The sequence below is a fragment of the Ekhidna sp. genome, assembly GCF_039960695.1.
In the GTDB taxonomy this organism is placed as follows: Bacteria; Bacteroidota; Bacteroidia; order Cytophagales; family Cyclobacteriaceae; genus Ekhidna.
Genome location: NZ_JBDVKP010000006.1, coordinates 1 through 23772 on the forward strand (window position 1 = coordinate 1; position 23772 = coordinate 23772).

Genomic DNA, 23772 nt, shown 5'->3' on the forward strand with positions numbered 1-23772 from the left:
TACCGGCCTGCCTGACAACCTAAAATCAGGAATCGAAAACCTCTCCGGCCATTCCATGGACGATGTGAAGGTTCACTACAATTCTTCTCGTCCAGCCCAGCTTCATGCACATGCCTTTGCGCAAGGCAATCAAATCCATCTGGCTTCAGGTCAGGAAAAACACCTACCACATGAAGCCTGGCATGTGGTGCAACAGAAGCAGGGAAGAGTAAAACCGACCATGCAATTGAAATCCAGCGTGCCTGTTAATGACGATCCGGGATTGGAAAAGGAAGCAGATGTGATGGGTGCAAAAGCCAGATTAAGTGAAAACTCTAGAATTCACAACTCAGTACAACATAAAAATGAAAGTGGAAGTAAAGTAATCCAAAAGCAAAATGCACAACAAGCTGGTATGCTTGGTGGATATGCTCCAGGCGCCAATACTAATCTATACAATGCTAGAGGGGGTATAGGACTTCCGAATGGAACACTCTATACCCATGCTCTCCCGGCCGTACCTTCAGCGAATGGAACAGCTGGCGTGCTAGACGCTTACATGACTGCTACTCGACCTTATGCTGGCCCTTTGGCAGGAAGACAGTTTCTTGATTCACCAAACAATCCACAGATGCCACCATCTGTAGCTAATTGGGGTGGTGGTGGAGCAAACTATATTACTACACTTGAAAATTGGCTTCAAGCTCCTGTTAATACATTAAATGCAATGGTTCCACCTGGTGGTACAAGAGCGGGAGCTATCGCTTTCCAAAATACATTAGCTGCCAACCGAAACGCCCTAAGAAATACTGCAGCATATGGATTGATCGATCCATTCATTTCGCAGCTTACTATACCCGTGGTAGGCGCAGCTGCTCCCTGGATTATTAGAACCAATTTCTCTCATGCTTCCTTTGGCTATATAATTGACATTGATATTGGGCCACACAATGTGCACGGACAAATTGCAGCAAGTGTACCTGCATTTACAGCTATAAGTGGGGCGGTTCCGGGTGTGGCTGCTCCACATGTTTATTCGCCGGGGCACGATACAACTAATCTTAACACGGTAGGACAACAGATCGGTACTGTAGCAGGTGGATCTACACATGGTGCCAACCATATTGGACTTGACGCGGTTACAAAACTAGCTGCAGAAGGTGCTCGTTTTGAGCCCGTTCGTCAGTTAGGAACAAACCTTAAAATCAATTCTATATTCTTTGCCACTAGTCATTCGGACAATCAGGTCAAATATTTGGATTTTCAGACGCTATATCAGCGTTGGGGGACCTGGTTCGGAAGAGCTTATTCCATTACATCAGCCGCTGTAAAAGCGCAAGTGCTAGCACATGGACACGTCTTGAATCGTCCACTTGATTTGCCAAGTGACTATGACACGGGAGCAGGTGCACCAGCGCATGCAGAAGTCGGTAATTATACAACAGCTATTACACATTACATTCAGGCGATTAACCATGCGAAGCAGAAGAAAATAAATTATGCAAAAGGTAAGGGACCAAAAAAACAACATGCAGTGGCTGCTTACAATCGTGGGAGAAATCAGGAAATTGAAATGGCTAAATATTGGCTTCGCCCATATAATGTGATGGTTCCTCATTTGGTTCATGCCGTCAGACATCCTGCACCGCCTCCTGTAGCAATTGTCCCTGTTGTCGTACCGCCTGTAGCTGTGCCGGTTGGAGTTGGTGCTGGTGTAGCTCCTCCTCCTGCTAACAACCACACGATGAGAAATATCCTAATAGGAGGTGTATTTTTCGCAATAGTGGCGGCAGTTGAGGTAAACAACTACTTATACGGCCAAAACGGACTTTTTTATGATTATGGAAAATTCAAATAGCCTTACAATAGGTAAATGAAAATTGAGTAACTGAGGCCAAAAGATTAATTCAAATTTTCTGCCTTCTTTTTGATTGCAGTGTCCTCAATCTCTTCAAAATACTCATCAGCCTTCCAATCATTCTCCTTGTCACCATCTATTAGGTAAAGCAAGCCTAAGTACCATCTTGCCTGATCCTGGAAAAGGTGATTGGGATCATTGACCAGTCGAATCAAAACATCCTCCGCTGATTTAAAATCCTTTAAAGCCATGTAGCTAATTGCCAGCATCAATTGAGCTCTATAATCATTCGGAGTTTCTGTTAATAAAATTTCAAATTGAATAATCGCAGAAGCATATTCTCCATCTCTGTAATGGATGGTTCCTAGCATATAAGTGTCAGTGTCTTCGGTCAAACCTCTTGGTGTAGTCTGGATAACATACGGTTCGAAAAATTCATTATAGATTTCATCTGGAGTGCTAGGTGTAGAAAGCGTCCAGATAATCCACGAAGCTGAGATGAGTAGAGCTACTGTTGCAGCAATTTTTAACGGACTAAATCCACTGGATGATTTCTTATTGAAGTAATCTGTACTGGTTTCATTTACAATCCTTCGAAAGATGTTAAAATCACTTTTATCACTTAAGACTTCATTAAGCTCTTGCTCTAACTTTACCCTTTTACGAAGTACTTCATCCTTTTCGAGTTGATCTTCAAAACGTCTGAGCTCAATTCCCTCGAGTTGTTTTTGAAGATATTTTTCAATTTTTCGTTGAGTATCTTTATTCATTCCCTAATCAGCATTTTATACTCAGGATCATTTTCAATGGCCTTTATCAGGCTTTCTTTACACTGAAATTTCCTCTTTTTTGCATAAGAGACACTTGCAAAGCCAAAATGCTCTGCGATTCTTTTCATGTCTATACCATTGAGAAACATCTTCAGAATTTCCTGACACTTTTCGCTGATTTCATTGAATTTTTTGATGTAGTAATTGTATCGGTCAATTTTAAGAACAGTATCTTCCAACTCTTCCTGTGCAATATTGTGAATGTCATCGGACATTTCCATGGGACGATTTTTCTTCTCACGCAATCGCTTCTTCCATATATTGGAGCTTACGGCATGCAAGTAGGTTTTGAATTGGCAGGTGAGTTCAAACTCTTTATTTGATACATTCTGAAAAATAGCCATCATCGCATCCTGAAAAACATCCTTGGCATCATCTTCTGAACCAGAGTTTTTTAGGATATGACTTTTTACATAGGGATAAAAATTCTCATATACCTCTTTAATAGTTTTTTTCTTACCCTTCCTTAGACCATCAATAATGGTTTCATCAGAATTGTTTCTTAAAAATTCTATACTAATCATTCTAATAGTGCAAAACGGTGACGGTTCAATTAGAAGTGTATGTGATTTTAATTCAATAACCTTTTAGTTGCAAACTATTTTGGATAATTTGTAAGGCTTACGCCAACAAACCGGAACCACCATGACTCACTATCTGCCGGCAATGAAAATTGTCAGGAGAGCTGCACTATCGCTCTGCCTAATTTTTACAATACCGTTAATTGAAATAAATGCAAATTGTTCGAACCAATCAACTAATCATGATAAAATAGATCTTAAAAATCTAACTCAAATTGAATACGCACACCTCTATTTTGAGGGGATGATAGATACAGACTTCAATGCCCTAATAGATCCATCTACCAAGGAAGAAAAGACTGAATCGAATGAAATTTTTTTGAGTTTACTCACGCGAGTGAATCAGCTGAGATCGCTAACACTTAATGATCAGGGAGCCGAAAAAAATATTAATCATCTATCCAGTCGAATTCAGACTGATGTTGCTTTGTTGGGATTAATCAATGATAAGGATCAATTATCACCTTATGTGATTAATTATGCCTACTTAGATAGAAAAAGCCACTATTATTCCATCAAGCTTGATTTGATGAATTCACAAGCGAAAAAAGGACTAATAACAGAAAAAAGCCTCATATCATTTTACAAGGTTGCATTACATTTCGTGGATGAATTTTACACTTCGGGACTCATTAATAATTACCGTAAAAATGTACAAACAGACAAATATGGTCTTTTGGAAAAAATGTTGAAGTACATATCTCAATCTCCTTCGATTCAAAGTTATAAATCCACAGTCGACAAGATTTATTCTGTAAGTAGAAGCGGTGAGGTGAGCTTAAATAGAAGCCTTATAATCAAAGGGAATAATCGCTCAAAAGTTATAGCTGGTTTGATGATGCAAATAGAGCCCTTAGAGCAAAGGCTTTATCAAAGCACAATGACTGATGACCATATAACATATCAGCATTTAAGAAATGAACTTAGAGATAGATATTTGAAAGTAATTCAGTCAAAGAATTTTTCAGAAATGAAAGTGTTAACTGATAAGCAATTTGACATAACAACCATCGCATTTTTTTCAGGTAAAGACTACATCTTTCAATATGTCTCCGATGAATCAGAATCATTTCAGCTGATTGATCATCCGCTAAACTTGTTAAATCAAGAGGTTAAATATATCATCGATGAAATGGATAATGCACTTACTCAATTCAGCGGGAATATGAATTCTTTGCGGCAGATTGAAAAGGTTTTGAAATCAATATCTGATGATATTATCAAGCCTGTTGAGAAGAACCTATTGGGTACGATACAGATTATTCCGGATGGTCAATTATGTTTTTTTCCATTCGAGATGCTTATCAATAACAAGAGTGAGTTTTTGTTTGAGGCACATGAGATTGCCTATCAATTTGACTTTGATCATTTGTCTTCTGAAATCCAATTCGATGAATTGTATAACGTAAATGGAAAATTTGAAGGAATGCGAAAGCTTGCAGCACCTAAAAGTGAACTTTCATTGGAGAATTTTAAATCCATAGCTGAGGACAAGTCTTTGCTTCACTTAAGTACACATCAAATTTTTGAAGATAACGAACCTCATATTTTATTAAGTCGATCAGATTCAGTAAGTAGGGGAGATTGGTATGATACACCTGATATCATGGGAGTTTTAATGAGTATGTGCGCTGGATTTAGAGGTCAGCTAATATCCGGAGAAAATGCCAGAAGTTTTGGAAATAGGGCGTTCGAGGCAGGTGCTGAAAATGTAGTGTCAAGTTTATGGTCTGTTGATGATTTTGCTACAACGCGTTTGATTGAAAAGTATCTAGAAAATCTAGATAATGGTATGACAAGTAACGTAAGCTTAAGGCAGGCTAAGCTCAGTTATTTAAGGGAAAGTGATAGCTTTCACCGGCATCCCGTTTTTTGGGCTGCCTTTGTTCATTATGGGAGTAGTTACAAAGCATTAAAAAAAACAAATTATTTATTCATTGCTTTGTTCTTTTTTCTACCAATCATTTTTTTCAAGCTTAAAATTAGAATTAAGTATTGACCGCATACGAGCGTTCAGTTAGAATTGATTTTTTGTAATGCAGTGCCGAATATATTTAGGGGAATGTTCATTCTAACTTGCCTTTCAAGTGAAAGTTCCATAAAACAAATATTATGAAGGCTAAAAGACAAAAAACAGATACATCTAGATCTGGCCGAAAATTGGTACTATCTAAGTACCGAACTTACCTCAAAGAGAAACTCTCATCTGTCTATAAAAACTATTTTCCTTTTGAAGAGCTGAGTCCACTGGATCATTATTTAAATGAGGAAGGCGTATATGCTGAACAAGACCATCTAGGCAATCCAAGGATAATAGTACAGATAAAAATGAATCCATTGAGAATCGAAGTACAGGAACTGGCGAGTCATACAAGACGAGTAGTTTGGCAAATGATCGGTGGCTAATCTATCGATATCGATAAACTTCATGAGGACCAAATCCCAAAAGATTTATTGTTTTATCATAACTGGCTCCAAGATTACGTGCAAGTTTTTTTGAGGACTCGTTAGAAGTATCGATATAGCTAACGAGCGAATCCATCTTTAATTCGTTCAAAGCAAAATCTCTTACCCGGATTCCTGCCTCATATCCAAAACCCTTTCCCTGAGCTTCTGGAAGTAGCCAATATCCAAGCTCTGGTTCTGGCCATGGTTCTGAATTCCATAAACCGACTGTCCCAATTAAATTCCCTGATGATCGTTCTTGCAAAGCAAGATATGAGTAGCTGAGTAGTTCATAGTGTCCAATGTATGTTGCCAATAGACGCCAGGAATCCTCTGAGTTTTTCACACCGCCAACAAAAAGTGCATTTTCCTTTTTCGAAAAAAACTTCGCAAGTTGATTGAAATCTTCAGCTTTCCATTGTCTGAATATCAATCTTTCTGTTTCCAGGTGAATCATAGGCTTTAGAGGATGATTTTGTATCACCAAATCTATCATTTCTCTTTTTATGAATTTGCAGCCCAAATAGTGGCCTTAAAAAACGAACTCTTCTTATCAGCAATTCATACATCATCATACTCCCCACAAACGTGAAAATGTTCACGATTATAAACGTTCCGAAAGAGCTGACATTCATAGGGAAAAGCACATAACAACCAATATAAATGAATATCATATGAATGATATACACAGGATACGCAGCCTGACTTAGATATTCCAATGCTTTACTTGGTTGGTTCAAGTGTCTATAGCCAAATCCAAAAACAGTAAAGATCCATAGACAAGATTCGACAGCCATTAAATAGTCAGGTGTCCGTAATTCGAAGAATAGCAATCTGATTAGATAGAAAATCACCGCGTGTGTAAAAAGCATCCACCTTTGCTTTTTCACATTGTTCCAAAAAACGCTCCCAGCAAATACACAACAAAAACCAGTACAGAATGCAACGAGTCCTAATGCAAACCCATGCCAGGTCATTGCATACATTTCATATTCTTGAGGAGCTGAGATTATTCCTTCAAGAATAAATGGAATCATAAGTAGTAGGAGGCTCCATTGATTTGCGAGTAATCTTTTGACGAAATGTCCAATTGGTCCCTGCCTATTTCGCTTCAAGTAAAAGAAGACAGGTGACAGTAGAATCACATAAACAAATATGTTCCCCAAAAACCAAAGGTGGGCTGGGTTTGGTACATATTTAATTTCCTGGGTATAATAATCCTGCCATAGAAATATGTGCAAAGGAACAATGGCCAAAATTCCGAAAATATAGGGTAACAATATGCGCCTTGATCTTTCGGCAAGCAGTTGTATCCAATCTCTGCGTTGTATAGCAAACCATACACCCATGCCAGATACAAAGAAGAGTAAAGGAATTCGCCAAATGTTCAATATTGACATTGGTATCCAAATAGCCTCAATTGGTTCATTGGATTGAATAAAACCGATAAATACCCCCCACGGCTGAAAAGCGATCGCTACATGATAAATTAATAGTAACCCGATCGCAAGTACTCTAAGCCAGTCAATATCGTGTCGTCTTTCAATAATCATTGAACACTTTCTTTTATCAATTCGGCTATGACTGGACGAGCATTTTCTATTTGATCATAGTCGAGCTTTAAACCCAATGGACCCAGGTCACGACTGATTTGATCATAGAATGGTTTCATATCTTCAAATGGAGCAGAGATTGTTTCTAGTGGTGTAGAGCCATAGTTGTTGCGTAAGGTGATATCCGCGCCATTGTCCAATAGCATTCTGGAAATTTCAGTCCTTCCAAAAAATGAAGCTGAGTGCAAAGGAGTAGAACCATCAGCACTTTTTACATTAAGATCGGCTCCAGCTTTTATAAGCAGTTCAGCAACTTGAGGCTTTCCGAAAACTGCTGCTATACTTAAAGGAGCAGATCCATATTGATCTTTTTCATTTAGATCTGATTTAGCTGCTATGTGAGCTTTAAGTGCATCTAAATTCCCCATGAATGCTGCTTCATGCAAGGTCATTTTAGGGCTACTTGATTCTGATGTTGATTTTTGACCATTTGAGTCACACGCGCTAAGGCTTACAAGAGCCACAAGCAAATACGCTGATATGGATTTTCTAATGGAATTCAGTTTTAAATTGTTCATTGTTATTGTGTTATAAATGTTTGATGAAACAAAGGTCGGAATGGAAATAAGGGTATGGCTATCAGGTATGAGACAAGATTTGTCAACTATGAATTATCTCTTATAACTATGAATCATCACTATAAACTATGATGCAAAAGGCTTAATTTGTGTTGCTGAAGGGTATTTATTTGACGATCATTGTTGCCACTTAAGCACAATATATATGGCTGATTTTCTTCATCCTGAAAACGATTTCCTGCAAAAGGTTATAGCCATTATAGAAGAAAACCTTGCTGATGAACATTTTGAGGTACCCGATCTGGCTCAGCAGCTAAACATGAGTCGATCCAATCTTCTAAGAAAAGTGAAAAGCCTTTCCGGGCTCTCGGTGAGTGTATTTATCCGACAAGTAAGGCTACATCACGCCAAGCAGCTTTTAAGAGATGATTCGCTTACAATCTCAGAGGTTTCGTTCAAAGTAGGCTTTAATAGCACTTCCTATTTCACCAAGTGCTTTCGTGAGACATTTGGATATCCACCCGGAGAGGAAAAAAGTCAAATAGTCGAAGAAACGGACACTCTTATAGGTGAAGGAAAAAGATTAAAAGCTAAATGGTTGCTAATCATTGGTTCTCTGATCGCAGCAATCTCTTTGATCTTAATGGCAAAAGAGTCAACTGGCTTTGTTGAGTTGGATAAATCAATAGCGGTGCTTCCATTTAAAAATGATAGCAACGATTCATCAAACGTCTACATCATCAATGGACTGATGGAGACCATCTTGGATAATCTTCAGAAGATTGAAGATTTGGATGTCACCAGTCGTACCACTGTAGAGAAATATCGTGGAGTTGTAAAAACAATTCCTGAATTGTCAAGGGAGCTCAATGTAAGTTATTTCGTGGAGGGAAGTGGTCAAAAAATCGGCAATCAAATACTACTTACTATTCAGTTGATCGACGCAAAAAATGATCGTCATATCTGGTCGCAGCAGTATGAACGCGAGGCGAGCGATATATTCAAGATTCAGCAGGAAGTTGCCAAAAAAATCGCAGTTAAAATCCAAGCAATAGTAACGCCAGAAGAGCGTAAGAGAATTGAAAAAATTCCAACTGAAAATGCGGTTGCATATGATAATTACCTCAAGGGTCTCGATTTGACAAAAAATATGAAGACACCTGATGGACTTGATGAAGCAATCTCATACTTCGAGAAAGCGATTGTTGAAGACCCACAATTTGCTCTGGCACATGCATATATTGCCATTTGCTATTATTACCTGGATATTTTTCAAGTCGATAAACAATACAGTCTTGAAATTAATACCTATGCGGATAAGGCACTATTATTCGACGAGGAGTTACCCGAAAGCCTCATTGCTAAAGCATTGTTTTACATGCAGGATGAGCAATATGAATTATCGGCAAAATTCTTCGACAAAGTTTTGAGCTACAGCCCCAATTCGGGTTGGGTACATAATCGACTGTCTGATATTTACGCAGATTATATACCGAATACTGAGCAGTACCTGAAGCACGCTATACAAGGTATTCAATACGCGATTTCTGATCAAGATTCTGTGGAAGCAAGCTACACGTATTTGCATTTAGGCAATGCTTTAGTAGAGACAGGATTCATCAATGAATCAGAGCAATACATTCAAAAATCATTGATGTTCAATCCCGAAAATAGATTTTCTGAATACCTCTACATCTACCTTAAATTGGCTCAGAATTTTAACTTAAAACGAACTAGACAAGAGTTAATCTCTCTCCTGGAAAAAGACACAATGCGTTTAGATATTATTCAGGAGATAGGAAAAGTGAGCTACACAATGGAAGAATATGATGTGGCTTGGGAGTATTATAAGAAATTCCTTAGGATCAAGGAAATGTTCAACCTGGATATTTACAATTCAGAAGATATCCATATCGCATATGTTTTAGAAAGACTAGGCAGGAAAGAGGAAGCAGATGGCTATTACCAGAAATTTTTAACCTATGCTGAAAACGATCCGACGATTTATCATGATTTAAACATGTGTTCATACTTTGCTGCCAAAGGGGAAGTGGAAACAGCGATGGAATATTTCAAATCATTCACTGACAAAAGTGACTATTTCTATTGGTTGATTTTGTTCCTTGATAAGGATCCTATCATACTTAAACTTTCTGACCATGATGATTTCAACCAAACACTAAAGACAATCACGGAGAACTTTTGGATTCAGCACATGGAAATGAGAAAACTGCTAGAAGAGGAGGGAGTGATCTAAACCTCAACATGAAATCAATTCTTAACAAACACCTTATCACTTTCAGGATGATGCGTTTGATACATGTGATAGTTTATTCCGTCTTTTAAACCCACATCTGGTACGATGATGTTTTTCGCTTTTGCCGATCGCATAACAGCAACGTAGATATCAGAAGCAGGCACGATTACATCCGCGCGATCTGGATTCAATTGAAGTTTATTTAATCGATCTTCAAACGTGAGATTTTTCAATACATCCTGAGTTTTTATGAGTCTTTCTAAGCTCATCTTCTTTGATTTCGAATTAGAACGAGAGAGTTCGAATAGTTTATTAATGTTTCCACCAGTCCCTACTGCGGTAATCTTTTCTCCTTTTTTTAAAGCATACTTAGCAACCCAATCACGCATTTCTTTCCAGGAATCTGGCGTATCCCGACCTTCAAGTGTTCTTACCGATCCCAATTTGAAGGAATGAGAGTAGACTTTTATATGATTCTCATAGATATTGAGTTCTGTACTACCACCTCCAACGTCAATATGTATATAGTGACCATTGTCCAACCCTTGCAAAATAACCTTGTTAATCATTTCTGCTTCTTCCTCTCCTGAAATGATTTGAATTGGTAAATCAAGTTTTTTCCGAACCTTTTTGATGATGTTATTACCATTTTCAGATTCCCTCATAGCTGAAGTTGCACAGCCATAAAACGCATCTATCTCATACAGGTCGATCAGGTTTTTATAAGCTGTCATTAGTTTGAAGAATCGATCGATATTATAATCACTGATTCTTCCTGTAGAAAAAACATCGTGACCTAAACGAAGCGGAAATCTTACATATTCGAGCTTCTTAAATGTAATGACCTTGTCGTACTCAAGCACGCGTGTTATTTGTAGTCTAACCGCATTAGACCCAATATCTATGGCAGCCAATTTCATAAAGCTAAATTACATTGATTCCAGTCCTAGTAACTCGTTTGAAGAACAATATCACCAAAATTATTAATCGATGATAGAGAACTTGATTGTTTCCAATGTAGCCCCATGAATCTCATCCTTTAATTTGAGAATGTAGGTTCCAGAAGGAATTTTTAATTCAGATCGATTGAATGTCCATCTTTGATTCGAATCAAGTTGCTTCTCAAGTATAGGTTTTCCGCTTATTGAGTAGACAAGAAGAACAGGCTTCACTAATTCTATATCGGAAACAACCGTTATGTGATTGGAGGTAAGTGGGTTTGGGAAAACAGAAAGTGACCTAAGATTGGCATCAGTAAATGAAACGTGAATTATCTCATGAAACTCATACTCACCATTAAAATCGACCTGTTTTATTTGATAAAAGTAGCTCCCATTAGAAACATCCAAGTCAGAGTATGAGTAGCGCACTTCCGAGTTAGTATTTCCAGCACCGCTGACTTTTGCAATGGAATTAAATGTCTTGCCATCTGTGGATCTCAGTAATTCAAAATGATCATTATTTATTTCAACCGCGGTTATCCAGGAAAGATCAATTCCACTATCCTTTTTTCGCCCAGTAAATGATACCAATTCCACCGGCAGTGGAGCTCCACCTCCAATCGTCATTGTTGCTCCGGGATCACTGGTTAATATGGTTCCATATGCCTCCTCATCTGTCATGCCAGGGACATCACCTATATCTACAGTAGCACCGTCTTCAGCATGGATTCCACTACCAGATTCTACATCATTGCCATCTCGAAAGGAGTCACTGATTGTCAAACTTCCACCATCTTTAACAATGATCATGTCCGCATCGCCGGGCACGTCATCTGGTGGGTCTTCGTCAAACTTTACATCATCAAATGCAACAACAGTTCCATAAATATTTAATACTGAACTTTGGCCATCATCATTCATTACAAGATCATCAAGATCCATATCCAATGTTTGCATAAGATCAATTACCGAGGTGCCGAAAAGTGATAAATCTCCTGTTGAATTATTAACAATGCCAGCAAAGCTGCCAAGCGTATTGTGAAATTCAATATTTTTTGATGAATTTGTGGCTGTCATTGTAGATCCATCCTCTTGTGTAAATGTACCCCCAGTCACAATGATCCCCCGATTGAATTCTAATGTACCGCCACTAAAAGTAACATCAGAGTTAGTAAAGAGTAACTCTTCACCCGTACTACCATTATAATCCAGTAGACCACCGGTCATACTGAAAACTCCATTTGTCATAGATAGCTGATCATCTACATCAAGCTCACCACCTGTGATTTCAATTTCTCCACCATTGGTAGCGGTGATAAATTCCGCGGTGAATAAGCCCGGATCAGCAACTATTAGTTTACTTCCGGAACCATCTATGGAAGTAACTCCCTCGGAAGAAATATCCAAAGTGTCTTTTACCTCCAATTGTCCTCCATTAAGAATGTTAATTTGACCAGGTCGAAAAGCTGAGAAAACATCTACTGTAGCTAAGAGACCATCTATTGTTATAGTGGAACCATTAGAAGGAAGACTAGGATTACTACTCCAATTTGTAGGATCGTTCCAATTTGATCCTCCCCCCACCCACGTCTGTGCATGAGATGAAGCGGCGGTCAGAAAAGTTATCACCAATAACTTAAAGTGAAAATTGCGTGGTATCATAATTAGCATTTTTTGTTTAAGAACCTTGAATATGGTTAGGGTGATAACTGAATTCAAATCGCAAAATAACTTTGAGGTGACTTTAGAAAAGAAAATCGGAGGTATACTATGTGTATACAAGTGATAAACAGCTCAAAAATGAGAGTCATCGAGGAAAGTATTTTAGCCTATGTTGTATTGCGACTTGGGAAAGATCGAAAGCTGAGTATATTTGCTACACTTATCAAGAAAGACTGAGGGATTGGGCCCAATGACGTCTTAGCAACCTGATCTCCAATGTGTGATTTTCGGTGCTACTTCCCAACCTGCAGTAGCAGGGGAGATGAGCGAATCCATTCGGAACTTTCTCTGGTAAGTAAGCTTTAAACCAGAGAATGAAGAACTTACTTAACACTTTACATAAAAAAATTCTGGTGCTCGATGGCGCTATGGGCACCATGATTCAGCGTCATAAACTTGAAGAGAAGGATTTTCGTGATGAACGATTAAAAAATCATTCAAAATCATTAAAGGGTAACAACGATCTACTTTCAATCACCAGGCCTGATATTATTAAAGACATTCACAGGAGGTACTTTGAAGCAGGAGCTGACATTGCTGAAACTAATACATTTTCAAGCACTACCATCGCTCAAGCTGATTACGGATTAGAGGAGCTAGTGTATGAATTAAATTTTCAGTCGGCAAAAATTGCGAAAGAGGTCGCTCATGAATTTTCTAGAAGTAATCCCGATAAGCCCAGATTTGTTGCTGGATCAATGGGACCAACTAATCGAACAGCATCACTATCTCCTGATGTAAATGATCCTGGATTTCGTGCAATTACTTTTGAAGAGCTGAAAGTAGCATACAAGCAGCAGGCCGAAGCCTTACTAGATGGTGGTGTCGATATGTTATTAGTTGAAACTGTGTTTGATACTCTTAATGCAAAGGCAGCTCTCTTTGCGATTGAAGAAGTTAAAGAAGAGCGAAATATTGAAATTAATGTCATGGTGTCAGGTACAATTACTGATGCCTCTGGAAGGACGCTTTCCGGTCAAACTACCGAAGCATTTCTGATCTCGATTTCACATATGGACCTTTTGAGTGTTGGGCTGAATTGTGCACTGGGGGCTTCCCAACTCAGACCTTACCTTAAAACCTTATCAGATAAAACGGATTTTTTTGTGAGTGCGCATCCAAATGCAGGACTTCCAAATGAATTCGGCCTATATGATGAGACACCAGAACTAATGACGGATCAGATCCGTGAATTTCTTGATGAAGGTTTAATCAACATTATAGGAGGATGCTGCGGTACTACTCCGGAGCACATCGCTTCTATCGTAGAATTAGCTGCTCAATATGAGCCACGAAAGAAGGGGGAGCTGGTATGAAACCATTAATTCTCTCTGGACTTGAACCTTTGATCATCACCGAACACACCAATTTTGTCAATGTTGGTGAACGAACCAACGTTACTGGCTCAAAAAAATTTGCCAGACTCATAGCTGAAGATAAATATGATCAAGCACTTGAAGTAGCATTGGATCAGGTAAGAGGAGGAGCCCAAATCCTGGATGTAAATATGGATGAAGGCATGCTCAATGGCAAGGCTGCTATGATTAGGTTCCTAAACTTAATTGCTTCAGAACCTGAAATCGCACGAATTCCGATTATGATAGATTCGTCCAAATGGGAAATCATCGAAGCGGGTTTACAGTGTATCCAAGGAAAGGGAGTTGTAAACTCTATAAGCCTGAAAGGAGGGGAATCGGAATTTATCGAGCAAGCCACCAAGGTCAAGCGATACGGAGCAGCAATAATTGTCATGGCTTTTGATGAAAACGGTCAAGCGGATAGCTATGAAAGACGAATAGAAATTTGTGAAAGAAGCTATCGAATCTTAGTAGACCAAGTCAAATTCCCATCTCAGGATATAATTTTTGACCCAAACATCTTTCCTGTCGCTACAGGAATTGAAGAACATAATAATAATGCGATAGATTTTTTTAACGCTACAAGATGGATCAAACAAAACCTTCCTGACGCTAAGGTGAGTGGGGGAGTTAGTAATGTCTCATTCTCTTTTCGTCTCAATAATGTAGTAAGAGAGGCCATGCACTCAGCTTTTCTGTACCATGGAATAAGAGCAGGTATGGATTTAGGAATTGTAAACGCAGGAATGATTGAAGTATACGATGAAATTCCTAAAGATTTTCTGGAGCATGTTGAAGATGTTTTGTTTAATAGGAGAGAAGATGCCACTGATCGATTAGTAGCATTTGCAGAAAATGTGAAGGGTTCCGGTAAGCAAAAAGTAGAAGATTTAGGCTGGAGAAATGCCACTGTCGAGGCTCGATTATCACATGCGCTGGTCAAGGGGATTGTAGAATTTATTGAGGATGATACTGAAGAGGCAAGAACTAAATATGATAGTCCACTCAAGGTAATTGAGGGACCACTTATGGATGGAATGAATGTTGTTGGTGACCTATTTGGGAGTGGGAAAATGTTTTTGCCACAAGTAGTAAAGAGTGCACGCGTAATGAAGAAATCTGTGGCATATCTGACACCATACCTGGAAGAAGAAAAGGCAGCTGGAAATACGCGAGGAAAAATCCTTTTAGCAACAGTGAAAGGTGATGTTCATGACATTGGTAAAAATATTGTTGGGGTTGTTATGGCATGCAATAATTTTGAAATTGAGGATATGGGCGTTATGGTTCCTGCTGATAAAATACTTGATCGAGCCGAGGAAATTGATGCAGACATAATAGGCCTCAGTGGTCTGATTACACCTTCCCTTGATGAAATGGTGTATGTAGCTGAAGAAATGAAGCGTAGACAAATGAAAACTCCTCTACTCATAGGTGGAGCTACTACATCACGCATTCATACGGCCGTAAAAATCGCACCAAAATACAATCAAACAGTCGTACACGTTTTGGACGCATCCAAAAGCGTGGGAGTTTCTACCAGCTTGTTAAGCGATCGTTCACCAGAATTTAGTGAGCTGATTAAAACTGAATATAAAGAGTTGGCTGAATCGCATGCTTTAAGAACGGAAGCTAAGAATTATATTTCATATGAAACTGCAAGAGAAAATGGAGCGATCGATATTAACAGGTCGTTAGATTTAACTTCCCCAAATAAGTTGGGACTTTTAGTTTTTGACGACTATGATTTAAGTGAAATAAGAAAATATATAGACTGGACACCTTTCTTTTCTACTTGGATGTTAAAGGGGAAATACCCTGCCATTTTTCAAAATCCAACTGTAGGTGGTGAAGCAAAGAAACTCTTTGATGATGCAAAAGAAATGCTTGATGAGATCATCTCTCAAAAAGCATTAACCGCAAAAGCAGTAGTAGGTCTATTCTCTGCTAAAAGGACCGGTGATGATGTGGAAGTCACCAGCGATGGAGATAAAACAAAATTTCATTTTCTCAGACAACAGGGTAAGAAAGCACCCGGAATTCCTAACCTTTCTTTAGCAGACTTTCTTCATCCTGATGAGCAAGATTATTTAGGTGGGTTTGCTGTAACTGCCGGAATTGGAATCGAAAAATTGATTGAAAAATACAAGGCAGACCACGATGATTACAAAGAAATCATGATCAAAGCTTTAGCCGATAGATTGGCAGAAGCATTTGCTGAACTCATGCATGAGAAGGTAAGAAAGGATCTTTGGGGTTATGCAACTGATGAACAATGGTCGAATGATGATTTGATCAAAGAAAAGTACGCTGGAATTCGTCCGGCTCCTGGATATCCTGCATGTCCAGATCATACAGAAAAGAGAACATTGTTTAATCTTCTGAATGCCGAACAAAACATAGGGATTCAGCTGACTGAGTCTTTTGCAATGTATCCGGCATCTTCGGTTAGTGGATTTTACTTTTCTCATCCAGATGCTAAGTATTTTGGACTTGGGAAAATTGGTAAAGATCAGGTGGAAGATTATGCTCGAAGAAAACAAATGAAAATAGAAGAAGTAGAAAAGTGGTTGGCACCTAACCTAAATTATAAATGAAAGTAACCGAACATATTGATCGTGCAGAGGGCAGTCTATTTTCGTTGGAGATAATTCCACCTAAGAAAGGGGATAGCATAAGAAATCTGTTTGATCAAATTGACCCTCTGATGGAGTTTAAGCCTCCATTTATAGATGTCACTTATCATCGCGAGGAGTATGTTTATAAAGAACGTGAAAATGGACTTTTAGAGAAGCGAAGCATCAAGAAAAGACCCGGCACAGTCGGTATATGTGCTGCGATTCAAAATCATTATTCGATTGATGCAATTCCGCACATTATCTGCGGTGGTTTTTCCAAAGAAGAGACGGAGAATGCACTAATTGATCTCAATTTCTTAGGCATTGATAATGTATTGGCGCTTCGAGGTGACAACATAAAATCTGAACCCGCTTTTATTCCTGAACCAGATGGTAATGCTTATGCATCGGAGCTTGTAGGGCAAATTGCGGCAATGAATAATGGAGAGTATATGGATGAAGAATTGCAAAATGCCATTCCAACGAACTTTTGTATTGGAGTTGCAGGATACCCAGAAAAACACTTTGAAGCACCTAATATGAACTTCGATCTGAAATGGTTGAAAAGGAAGGTAGAACTTGGAGCTGAATACATAGTCACTCAAATGTTTTTTGATAACAAAGCATTTTTCAAGTTTGTTGATGATTGTAGAGCAATTGGGATAAAAGTACCCATCATCCCAGGGTTGAAACCTGTTGCTACAAAAAGTCATCTCACTACACTTCCTAAGATTTTCAAGATTGACCTACCTGATGAATTGGAACAAGAAATAGGAAAATGCAAAGACAACACAGAAGTGCGCGAACTTGGAATTGAATGGGGGATTCACCAGTGTCGAGAATTGATTGATGCTGGTGTGCCGGTTCTTCATTTTTATAGTATGGGAAAATCAGATGCGATACATCGGATAGCCAGGGAGTTTTTTTAGTTTTGAAAATTATAAACAGCATCCATAATTAAATGAAGATTATCGAATGTCCAAGAGACGCCATGCAAGGGATGCATGATTTTATTCCAACCGAAACTAAGATCGATTACATCAATCATTTACTTACAGTAGGTTTTGATACCATTGATTTCGGAAGCTTTGTTTCCCCGAAGGCCATACCTCAGATGCGTGATACTGCGGAAGTTCTGGCTCAATTGAATTTGTCTAGTACAAGCTCACACCTCTTGGCTATTGTGGCAAACATTCGTGGAGCTAAAGATGCCTGTCAATTTGATGAAATAAGATATTTAGGATATCCACTTTCTCTATCGGAGACTTTCCAGCAACGTAATACCAATCGATCCATTGATGATGCATTTAATGATTTAGCAGAGATGCAAGAGCTTTGTGAAGATCATGAGAAGGTCTTGGTTGTTTACTTATCGATGGGATTCGGTAACCCCTACGGTGATCCCTACGAAATGGATTTTGTTGGTGAGTTTGTAGATCGCCTAGATGAGATGGAGGTTCAGATAATTTCTCTCGCTGATACCATAGGTGTTTCTGATCCTAAGAATATTTCTAAACTTTTTGAGACGTTGATTCCCAAGTTTCCACACATTGAATTTGGTGCCCACTTGCATTCAACGCCAGATACGATTGCAGGGAAAGTGGCAGCTGCTTACGAATCAGGTTGTCGTCGCATGGACGGTGCAATCAAAGGGTTTGGCGGATGCCCGATGGCCAAAGATGATCTGACAGGCAATATGGCAACAGAGAAGATGCTTGATTACTTTAAGTCAAAGGATGTTGAGACCGGACTTAATATGAAAAAATTTGAAGAGGCCATGAATATGACCCCTAGGGTTTTTGGGTAGTTCATTTATTCGTCCTTTAATACGTCTACCGGATTTAGTCTAGCTGCCGAAATAGACCTTGACCCCATAGTCAGGGTGGTCACAATGCCCGTAACGACCAGAGCTGTAGTTATTATTTCCCAGCCTATAGTGATGTGATATTCAAACCCCTCGAGCCAGCCTTTCATGAGCCAGTACGACCCAGTGGCAGAGATGGCAAAAGCAATGATTAGTAACAGCATTACCTCTTTTGCAAAAAGACGTAGAATCTGATGTATCTCCGCACCTACAACTTTTCGGATTCCAATTTCCTTTCTCTTGGCATTCGCCATGTAATCTGTCAATCCGTATAGTCCTAAAATGCTGATTATCAGCGCCACTATGACAAAGAAACTAATGCTTTTGCCAATGACTTCTTCGAATTTGTATCTGGATGCAATTCGCTCATCAAGAAAGCTATATTCAATAAGGAGTTCTGGATATGTCTGATCCCAAATGGTTTCTACTTTAGCCAGAGTTTCAACTGGGTCAGCTGTTTTAGACACTTTAAAAGCTAACTCATAATAGCCTTGTGGTTCATATGAAAGCATTACAGGCATGAGCTCAGATTTTAGTGATCTCGCATTAAAATCTTTAATAACTCCAACAATCTTTTTCTTACCTCCCCATGTTGCTTCTAACTCCATTCCTACTGCATCATGCGCATTTCCCAAATTGAATTTAGAGAGCCCTATTTCAGTTAATAGAATATTTTCATTCGAGTCATTTGAGTTTAAATCACGACCACTAATCAACTCAAGACCAAATAGGTTTACGTAGTTTTCGTCTATGCTTTTTGAGTTTACTGTGAAGGTTTCTTCATTACCAATTAGTGGGTTGAAAAATTTATCCGTGTTGTTGGTGTTAGCCATTGGACTACCAAGATGAAGAGATGTTGCCTCAATCTCTGGCAAAGCATCGAGTTGACCTTTCAGTCTTTTTTGTTTATCAGGATCAGGCTCGGGAAATTGTAACGTGATGATATTATCAGAGTCAAATCCCATATCGTAATTCTTCATGTATTTGATTTGAGAAAATATAATAATTGCCCCCATTATCATCATGATTGAAAAGCCGAATTGAACACCAACCAGCAATTTCCGCATTGGAATTTTGCTCTGTTTGTCAATATTGGAAATCTTGATTTTGATAGCACTTAGTGCTGAGAATTTAGACAATACAAGTGCCGGGTACAGACCTGATAAAATGGTCATGGAAACCAGAATAATAATTGAGAAAATAATCCAGTCATTCAAAACAACTGATGTTAGTTCGAGTGTAGTTCCTAACATAGTGTTGAAAAGAATGAGAATTTGTGATGCTAATACAAATCCAACACCAAGAGAAATTAAAACAATAACAAAAGTTTCTAGAATAAATTGAGCAATTAAATCAATTCGTTGTCCACCCATTACTTTTCTAATGCCAACTTCCCTGGCTCTTTTCAGCGCACGTGCTGTTGTAAGGTTAATAAAGTTGATACTTCCAATTATCGCTAATAGAATAGCTATTGCATAGGAAATAGTGGTGTATTTTGGTTCAAAGGAAATTCCACTATAATTCCCAATTGGCTCAAAATGAACGTTGGCCAGAGGCTGCAATTCTAAATCATATCCCTCGATTTGATTGAATTTAACATAAGCGTCCTTAAGACTATTTTCAAACACAATTGGATCGGTATTTTTATCCAATCTCAATAGGTTTTGAGTTCCTCCATTGAGCCTTCCCCAAATTTTGCCCTCTCCAAAGTATGGATTTACACCATCTTGCTTATCATAATAGACCATCATTTCGAATGGAAAATCTGTATTTCTTGGTAAGTCTTTGTAGATACCGGTTACAACTAAGTTATGTTTATTAGCCAATACAATTGTTCGCCCAATGAATGATTCCAAGGTGCCATCATTTCCAAAAAATTTTCTGGCTGTTGAAGCTGATAAATAAGTGGCGTTCGGATTGTCTTCATTTGTCTGTCCAGCAATCCATTCAAAGGTTAGAATATCGAAAATTTCATGATAGACAAATCCAATTCGTTCTTGCTTGAGCTTTTTTAGTTGATTATCTGCTTCTGGAATATTAATCTGATCGGATAAGAGAAAGGTATTGGTAATAGCGACAACTCTTGAAAGCTCGGGCTTTAAAGCCTGAGAAAGTGGGTGTGGAACGGTTGAAGTTTTGCCTTCATCATTTCCTATCTGATAGGTGCCAATTATCCGATAGATATCATCGTAATGTTCCTGATGCTGATCAAAGTTGCTCTGGAAATTTATAATTGTGTAAATAGCGATCACACATGAAATACCAAGAGATAATCCAAGTGTTCCTAGAAAGAAATACACTTTGTTTCGAGTCAGGGTCCTGACAGATGTAATCAAAAAATTCTTAAGCATGGCAGGAAGGGTTTGTTGCTTTTAATATGAATACTATGCCAAAAGATGAAAGTGACAGATTATCAGATGTTTATCTGATATTGATTTTCAATGGAATGTCCATATTTGAACGTTAAAATGATCGCTCAGGCTATTCCAAACTTCTTCCCGGGCATGCTTTTTACCAAATTTTTGAATTCCAAGCTGAGTAGGTGAGAGGCAACCTGATTGATTGAAATCTGGGTTTTTATTGAAATCAAGTCTATTTCTATGGGTGACCGACTTTCTGAAAGTAGGGTATAAATAACAAATTCAGATTCATTTAATTCAGGTAATATTTTTTCATCTTCATTTTCATCTGCTGTTAAATCCCAATTAAGATGGTAGACCAAATCTTCAACGCCAGTATAAATCAGCGCTCGCTGGGTGGCTATCAATTTGTTAGTTCCTTCAGAATAGGTATGGCCCACATCTCCTGGCACAGCAAAGACGAGCCGGCCATATGAATCAGCTATGTTGGCAGTAATCAATGCGCCCCCTTTTTCGGCAGCTTCAACTACAATAGTAGCATCCGTCATTCCTGCGATTATTCGGTTTCTTGCAGGAAATAAATGTGGATCTGGTTTGGTTCCTGGAATGCTTTCTGAAATAATTCCACCTAATCCCTGCATTTCCTCAGCATATTTCTTGTGAATTGATGGATATATTCGATCCAACCCACCGGCCAGAACGGCAAAAGTGGGGATCTTCTTTTTCAAACATGATTTATGTGATTGAATGTCTATCCCATATGCCAAACCGCTGACAATTGTAATATCCAATGCACTTAAGTCTGAAACGATTTTGTCAGTGATGGTTTTACCGTATTCGGTTGCCTTACGTGTACCAACAATGGCAACGGTTCTTTTTGGATTTAAATCACCACTGCCTTTTTTATAAATAATATTGGGTGAGTCCGCCACTTGTTTCAATCGCGTGGGAAATAAGGGATTCGTGTAATGCAATGCCTCAGTTCCAATTTTATCTGCGGAGTGTAGAATAGCTTCAGCTTCCTTAAATGGACTAGCACTTTTAAGCATATTAGCCATTTTGTCTCCAACACCAGGTATTTTAAGAAGCTTACTCTTGGGGGATTTAAAAACATCTGCAGCAGAGCCACAGTAGCTGATCAGTTGCTTTATTCCTTTACTACCTACACCTGGTATTAGCTCCAGTGCTATCTGGAAAACTAACTCCTCAGACATATATTATGGAAGTTCGCTTTTTAATTCAGAAAGAAATTTTCTGATTTTCTTTAGAGACTCAATCATCTCCATTTTATCGGAAGCTGTTTCGCCACCATTGGTGATAAAGTCTCTGGCTCCTTGTAGGGTATACCCTTTTTCTTTCACCAAATGGTAAATGAGCTTTACGTTCTGAAGATCGTCTTTAGTGAATTGCCGGTTGCCTTTACGGTTTTTCTTCGGCTTAATATTATCAAACTCTCCCTCCCAAAAACGGATAAGGGAAGTGGCTACACCCAACTCGTCGGCAACTTCGCCGATGGTGTAGTACTTCTTTTCAATTTCCTTTTCCTTGTAGGGCACTGTAGGTGAGTAGACTTTAGTTTTCTTTAAACACTATACTTCCACTCTCATTAATCATCACCGGATTTTCAGGGAAGTCTTCCAAAGATAATCGTTGGATTGTTTTTATTGAAGAAAGATTAGAATCATTTCTTGGCCCGAGTGAATAACTTTGGCGAAAAGAATGAATGCGACCATTCAAAAACCTTCCTAGGGCATCAGTTTGGACTTCTAGCAGTGGGGCTTCACCCGCTAATCCTCTTAAATTAAATCTTCCATAGGTCAAAAAATTACCTAAACTGTAAGCGATAATCCGCTCTTTGTAAACCTCAATTGCCCTGACGATGTGAGGACCATGTCCCAAAACTACGTCAGCACCATTGTCGATCATCAAATGGGAGAGCTCGTAAACATTTCCTCGATCCTCTCCATAGTAGTATTCTCTTTTTCGAGTGACATGTTGATGTTTGGAGCCTTCCGCACCCGCATGAAAGGAAGCCACTACGATATCTGCAAGTGAATCAAGCAATTGGATTGTAGATATGATACTTTCATATTGGTGTATACTTGCGGTTCCTCTGTTAGGTGCAAAGGCACAAAATCCAATTTTTATCTGACCAATTTTCACTATGGTATAAGGCTGGTCGATAGATCCTGCATGAGCAATGCCAAGGGAGTCTAGTACTCGTTGTGTGTTTATTCTGCCTGCTTCTCCAAAATCGTTCGCATGGTTATTCGCAACACTCATAAGATCAAATCCATTTGCTTTGAAATTTCCTGCGAGATATTCTGGTGACCGAAACAGGTAACATAATTTTGGGTTGTTGCACTCCTTCTGATCTCCGCCTTCATTCAAGATGGTCCCTTCAAGATTTCCGAAAGTAATATCAGCACGTTGTAGAATTGGACGTACATGATCCCAGAGGTAGGCACCGCTATCTCGGGGTAAGTAGGATTTATTTGGAAAATTGGTTCCGATCATAAGATCGCCAACTGCAGCAATTTTTACTGTATCAGGAAGCAATCTTTCAAGCGATACTTCAACTTCTTGATTTAAACTGTATAATGTATCACCTTTCTGAGTTATCAAATACACCGTATCAAGCACTGCAATAGCAGGTATGCTATCTGATAGACTTGCTTGATCACTTTGGTTATCTGCAATTGGTTTGACGTTCTTGCAGGCTAAAACAACTCCAAAAATTAATAATAGGTAGCGCGATTTCATATAGCTGTAAAATAAAAAAAGCGGTTAGTCAAATTGACCAACCGCTTAAATTTTAATTCTTTTCT

19 protein-coding genes and 1 riboswitch are annotated in these 23772 nt (G+C 38.7%); of the genes, 8 read left to right on the top strand and 11 right to left on the bottom strand.

What is annotated here, in order from left to right:
• Positions 1-1837: DUF4157 domain-containing protein (locus tag ABJG98_RS03845; RefSeq protein ID WP_348278155.1), on the top strand; the 1837-nt coding region annotated here is incomplete at its 5' end.
• A gap of 44 nt (positions 1838-1881) precedes the next feature.
• Here ABJG98_RS03845 and ABJG98_RS03850 read toward each other — a convergent pair.
• Positions 1882-2607 (bottom strand): tetratricopeptide repeat protein, encoded by a 726-nt coding sequence (locus ABJG98_RS03850; RefSeq protein ID WP_348278156.1) that lies wholly within the window; start codon positions 2605-2607, stop codon positions 1882-1884.
• Positions 2604-3191: a sigma-70 family RNA polymerase sigma factor gene (locus ABJG98_RS03855; RefSeq protein ID WP_348278157.1), complete on the bottom strand. Its 588-nt coding sequence runs from the start codon at positions 3189-3191 to the stop codon at positions 2604-2606. Before ABJG98_RS03855 ends, ABJG98_RS03850 begins: the two co-directional genes overlap by 4 nt.
• Before the next feature lie 121 nt (positions 3192-3312).
• On the opposite strand from ABJG98_RS03855, the gene ABJG98_RS03860 reads away from it, so the two are divergent.
• Together ABJG98_RS03860 and ABJG98_RS03865 are read left to right on the top strand one after the other, a co-directional pair.
• Positions 3313-5247 carry a CHAT domain-containing protein gene (locus tag ABJG98_RS03860; protein ID WP_348278158.1) on the top strand — a complete coding sequence of 645 codons (1935 nt, stop codon included), beginning with the start codon at positions 3313-3315 and terminating at the stop codon, positions 5245-5247.
• Between the two features lie 113 nt (positions 5248-5360).
• A complete protein-coding gene (locus tag ABJG98_RS03865) occupies positions 5361-5654 on the top strand; it encodes a hypothetical protein (protein WP_348278159.1) in 294 nt (97 codons plus the stop codon).
• 1 nt (position 5655) lies between these two features.
• Here ABJG98_RS03865 and ABJG98_RS03870 read toward each other — a convergent pair whose 3' ends face one another.
• The 3 genes from ABJG98_RS03870 to ABJG98_RS03880 are packed head-to-tail and all read right to left on the bottom strand — an operon-like array spanning position 5656 to position 7824.
• Positions 5656-6150, bottom strand: coding sequence for a GNAT family N-acetyltransferase (locus ABJG98_RS03870; protein ID WP_348278160.1), 495 nt, complete (start codon positions 6148-6150; stop codon positions 5656-5658).
• On the bottom strand, positions 6101-7246 hold the full coding sequence (locus tag ABJG98_RS03875) for an acyltransferase (protein WP_348278161.1): 1146 nt from the start codon (positions 7244-7246) through the stop codon (positions 6101-6103). The genes ABJG98_RS03870 and ABJG98_RS03875 overlap by 50 nt, the downstream gene beginning before the upstream one ends.
• Positions 7243-7824, bottom strand: coding sequence for an ankyrin repeat domain-containing protein (locus ABJG98_RS03880; RefSeq protein ID WP_348278162.1), 582 nt, complete (start codon positions 7822-7824; stop codon positions 7243-7245). The genes ABJG98_RS03875 and ABJG98_RS03880 overlap by 4 nt, the downstream gene beginning before the upstream one ends.
• Positions 7825-8029: 205 nt before the next feature.
• Between ABJG98_RS03880 and ABJG98_RS03885 the strand changes: the two genes are divergently transcribed.
• Positions 8030-10081 carry a helix-turn-helix domain-containing protein gene (locus tag ABJG98_RS03885; RefSeq protein ID WP_348278163.1) on the top strand — a complete coding sequence of 684 codons (2052 nt, stop codon included), beginning with the start codon at positions 8030-8032 and terminating at the stop codon, positions 10079-10081.
• Between the two features lie 14 nt (positions 10082-10095).
• Here the strand turns inward: ABJG98_RS03885 and ABJG98_RS03890 are convergent, their stop codons facing one another.
• Positions 10096-11001, bottom strand: a complete 906-nt coding sequence (locus tag ABJG98_RS03890) for a phosphatase (RefSeq protein WP_348278164.1) — start codon at positions 10999-11001, stop codon at positions 10096-10098.
• Between the two features lie 63 nt (positions 11002-11064).
• On the bottom strand, positions 11065-12684 hold the full coding sequence (locus tag ABJG98_RS03895; RefSeq protein WP_348278165.1) for a T9SS type A sorting domain-containing protein: 1620 nt from the start codon (positions 12682-12684) through the stop codon (positions 11065-11067).
• Positions 12685-12901: 217 nt separating this feature from the next.
• Positions 12902-13013: riboswitch (SAM riboswitch) on the top strand.
• 45 nt (positions 13014-13058) lie between these two features.
• On the opposite strand from ABJG98_RS03895, the gene ABJG98_RS03900 reads away from it, so the two are divergent.
• Genes ABJG98_RS03900 through ABJG98_RS03915 form a run of 4 tightly spaced genes read left to right on the top strand, consistent with a single transcriptional unit; the run spans position 13059 to position 18527 of the window.
• A complete protein-coding gene (locus ABJG98_RS03900; protein ID WP_348278166.1) occupies positions 13059-14060 on the top strand; it encodes a homocysteine S-methyltransferase family protein in 1002 nt (333 codons plus the stop codon).
• Complete coding sequence (gene metH / locus ABJG98_RS03905; RefSeq protein ID WP_348278167.1) at positions 14057-16699, top strand: methionine synthase; 2643 nt, start codon at positions 14057-14059, stop codon at positions 16697-16699. Before ABJG98_RS03900 ends, metH begins: the two co-directional genes overlap by 4 nt.
• Positions 16696-17649, top strand: a complete 954-nt coding sequence (metF, locus tag ABJG98_RS03910) for a methylenetetrahydrofolate reductase [NAD(P)H] (protein ID WP_348278168.1) — start codon at positions 16696-16698, stop codon at positions 17647-17649. The genes metH and metF overlap by 4 nt, the downstream gene beginning before the upstream one ends.
• A 32-nt stretch (positions 17650-17681) precedes the next feature.
• Positions 17682-18527 carry a hydroxymethylglutaryl-CoA lyase gene (locus ABJG98_RS03915; RefSeq protein WP_348278169.1) on the top strand — a complete coding sequence of 282 codons (846 nt, stop codon included), beginning with the start codon at positions 17682-17684 and terminating at the stop codon, positions 18525-18527.
• A gap of 5 nt (positions 18528-18532) precedes the next feature.
• On the opposite strand, the gene ABJG98_RS03920 is transcribed toward ABJG98_RS03915, so the two are convergent.
• The 4 genes from ABJG98_RS03920 to ABJG98_RS03935 all read right to left on the bottom strand — a co-directional run bounded on the left by ABJG98_RS03920 (position 18533) and on the right by ABJG98_RS03935 (position 23707).
• Complete coding sequence (locus ABJG98_RS03920; RefSeq protein WP_348278170.1) at positions 18533-20935, bottom strand: FtsX-like permease family protein; 2403 nt, start codon at positions 20933-20935, stop codon at positions 18533-18535.
• 125 nt (positions 20936-21060) lie between these two features.
• The gene (gene dprA / locus ABJG98_RS03925; protein ID WP_348278171.1) at positions 21061-22158 is read right to left on the bottom strand and encodes a DNA-processing protein DprA; all 1098 of its coding nucleotides are present in this window, start codon (positions 22156-22158) and stop codon (positions 21061-21063) included.
• A gap of 3 nt (positions 22159-22161) precedes the next feature.
• Positions 22162-22500, bottom strand: a complete 339-nt coding sequence (locus ABJG98_RS03930) for a MerR family transcriptional regulator (RefSeq protein WP_348278172.1) — start codon at positions 22498-22500, stop codon at positions 22162-22164.
• A 16-nt stretch (positions 22501-22516) separates the two neighbouring features.
• Positions 22517-23707: a CapA family protein gene (locus tag ABJG98_RS03935; RefSeq protein ID WP_348278173.1), complete on the bottom strand. Its 1191-nt coding sequence runs from the start codon at positions 23705-23707 to the stop codon at positions 22517-22519.
• Between the last annotated feature and the right edge of the window lie 65 nt (positions 23708-23772).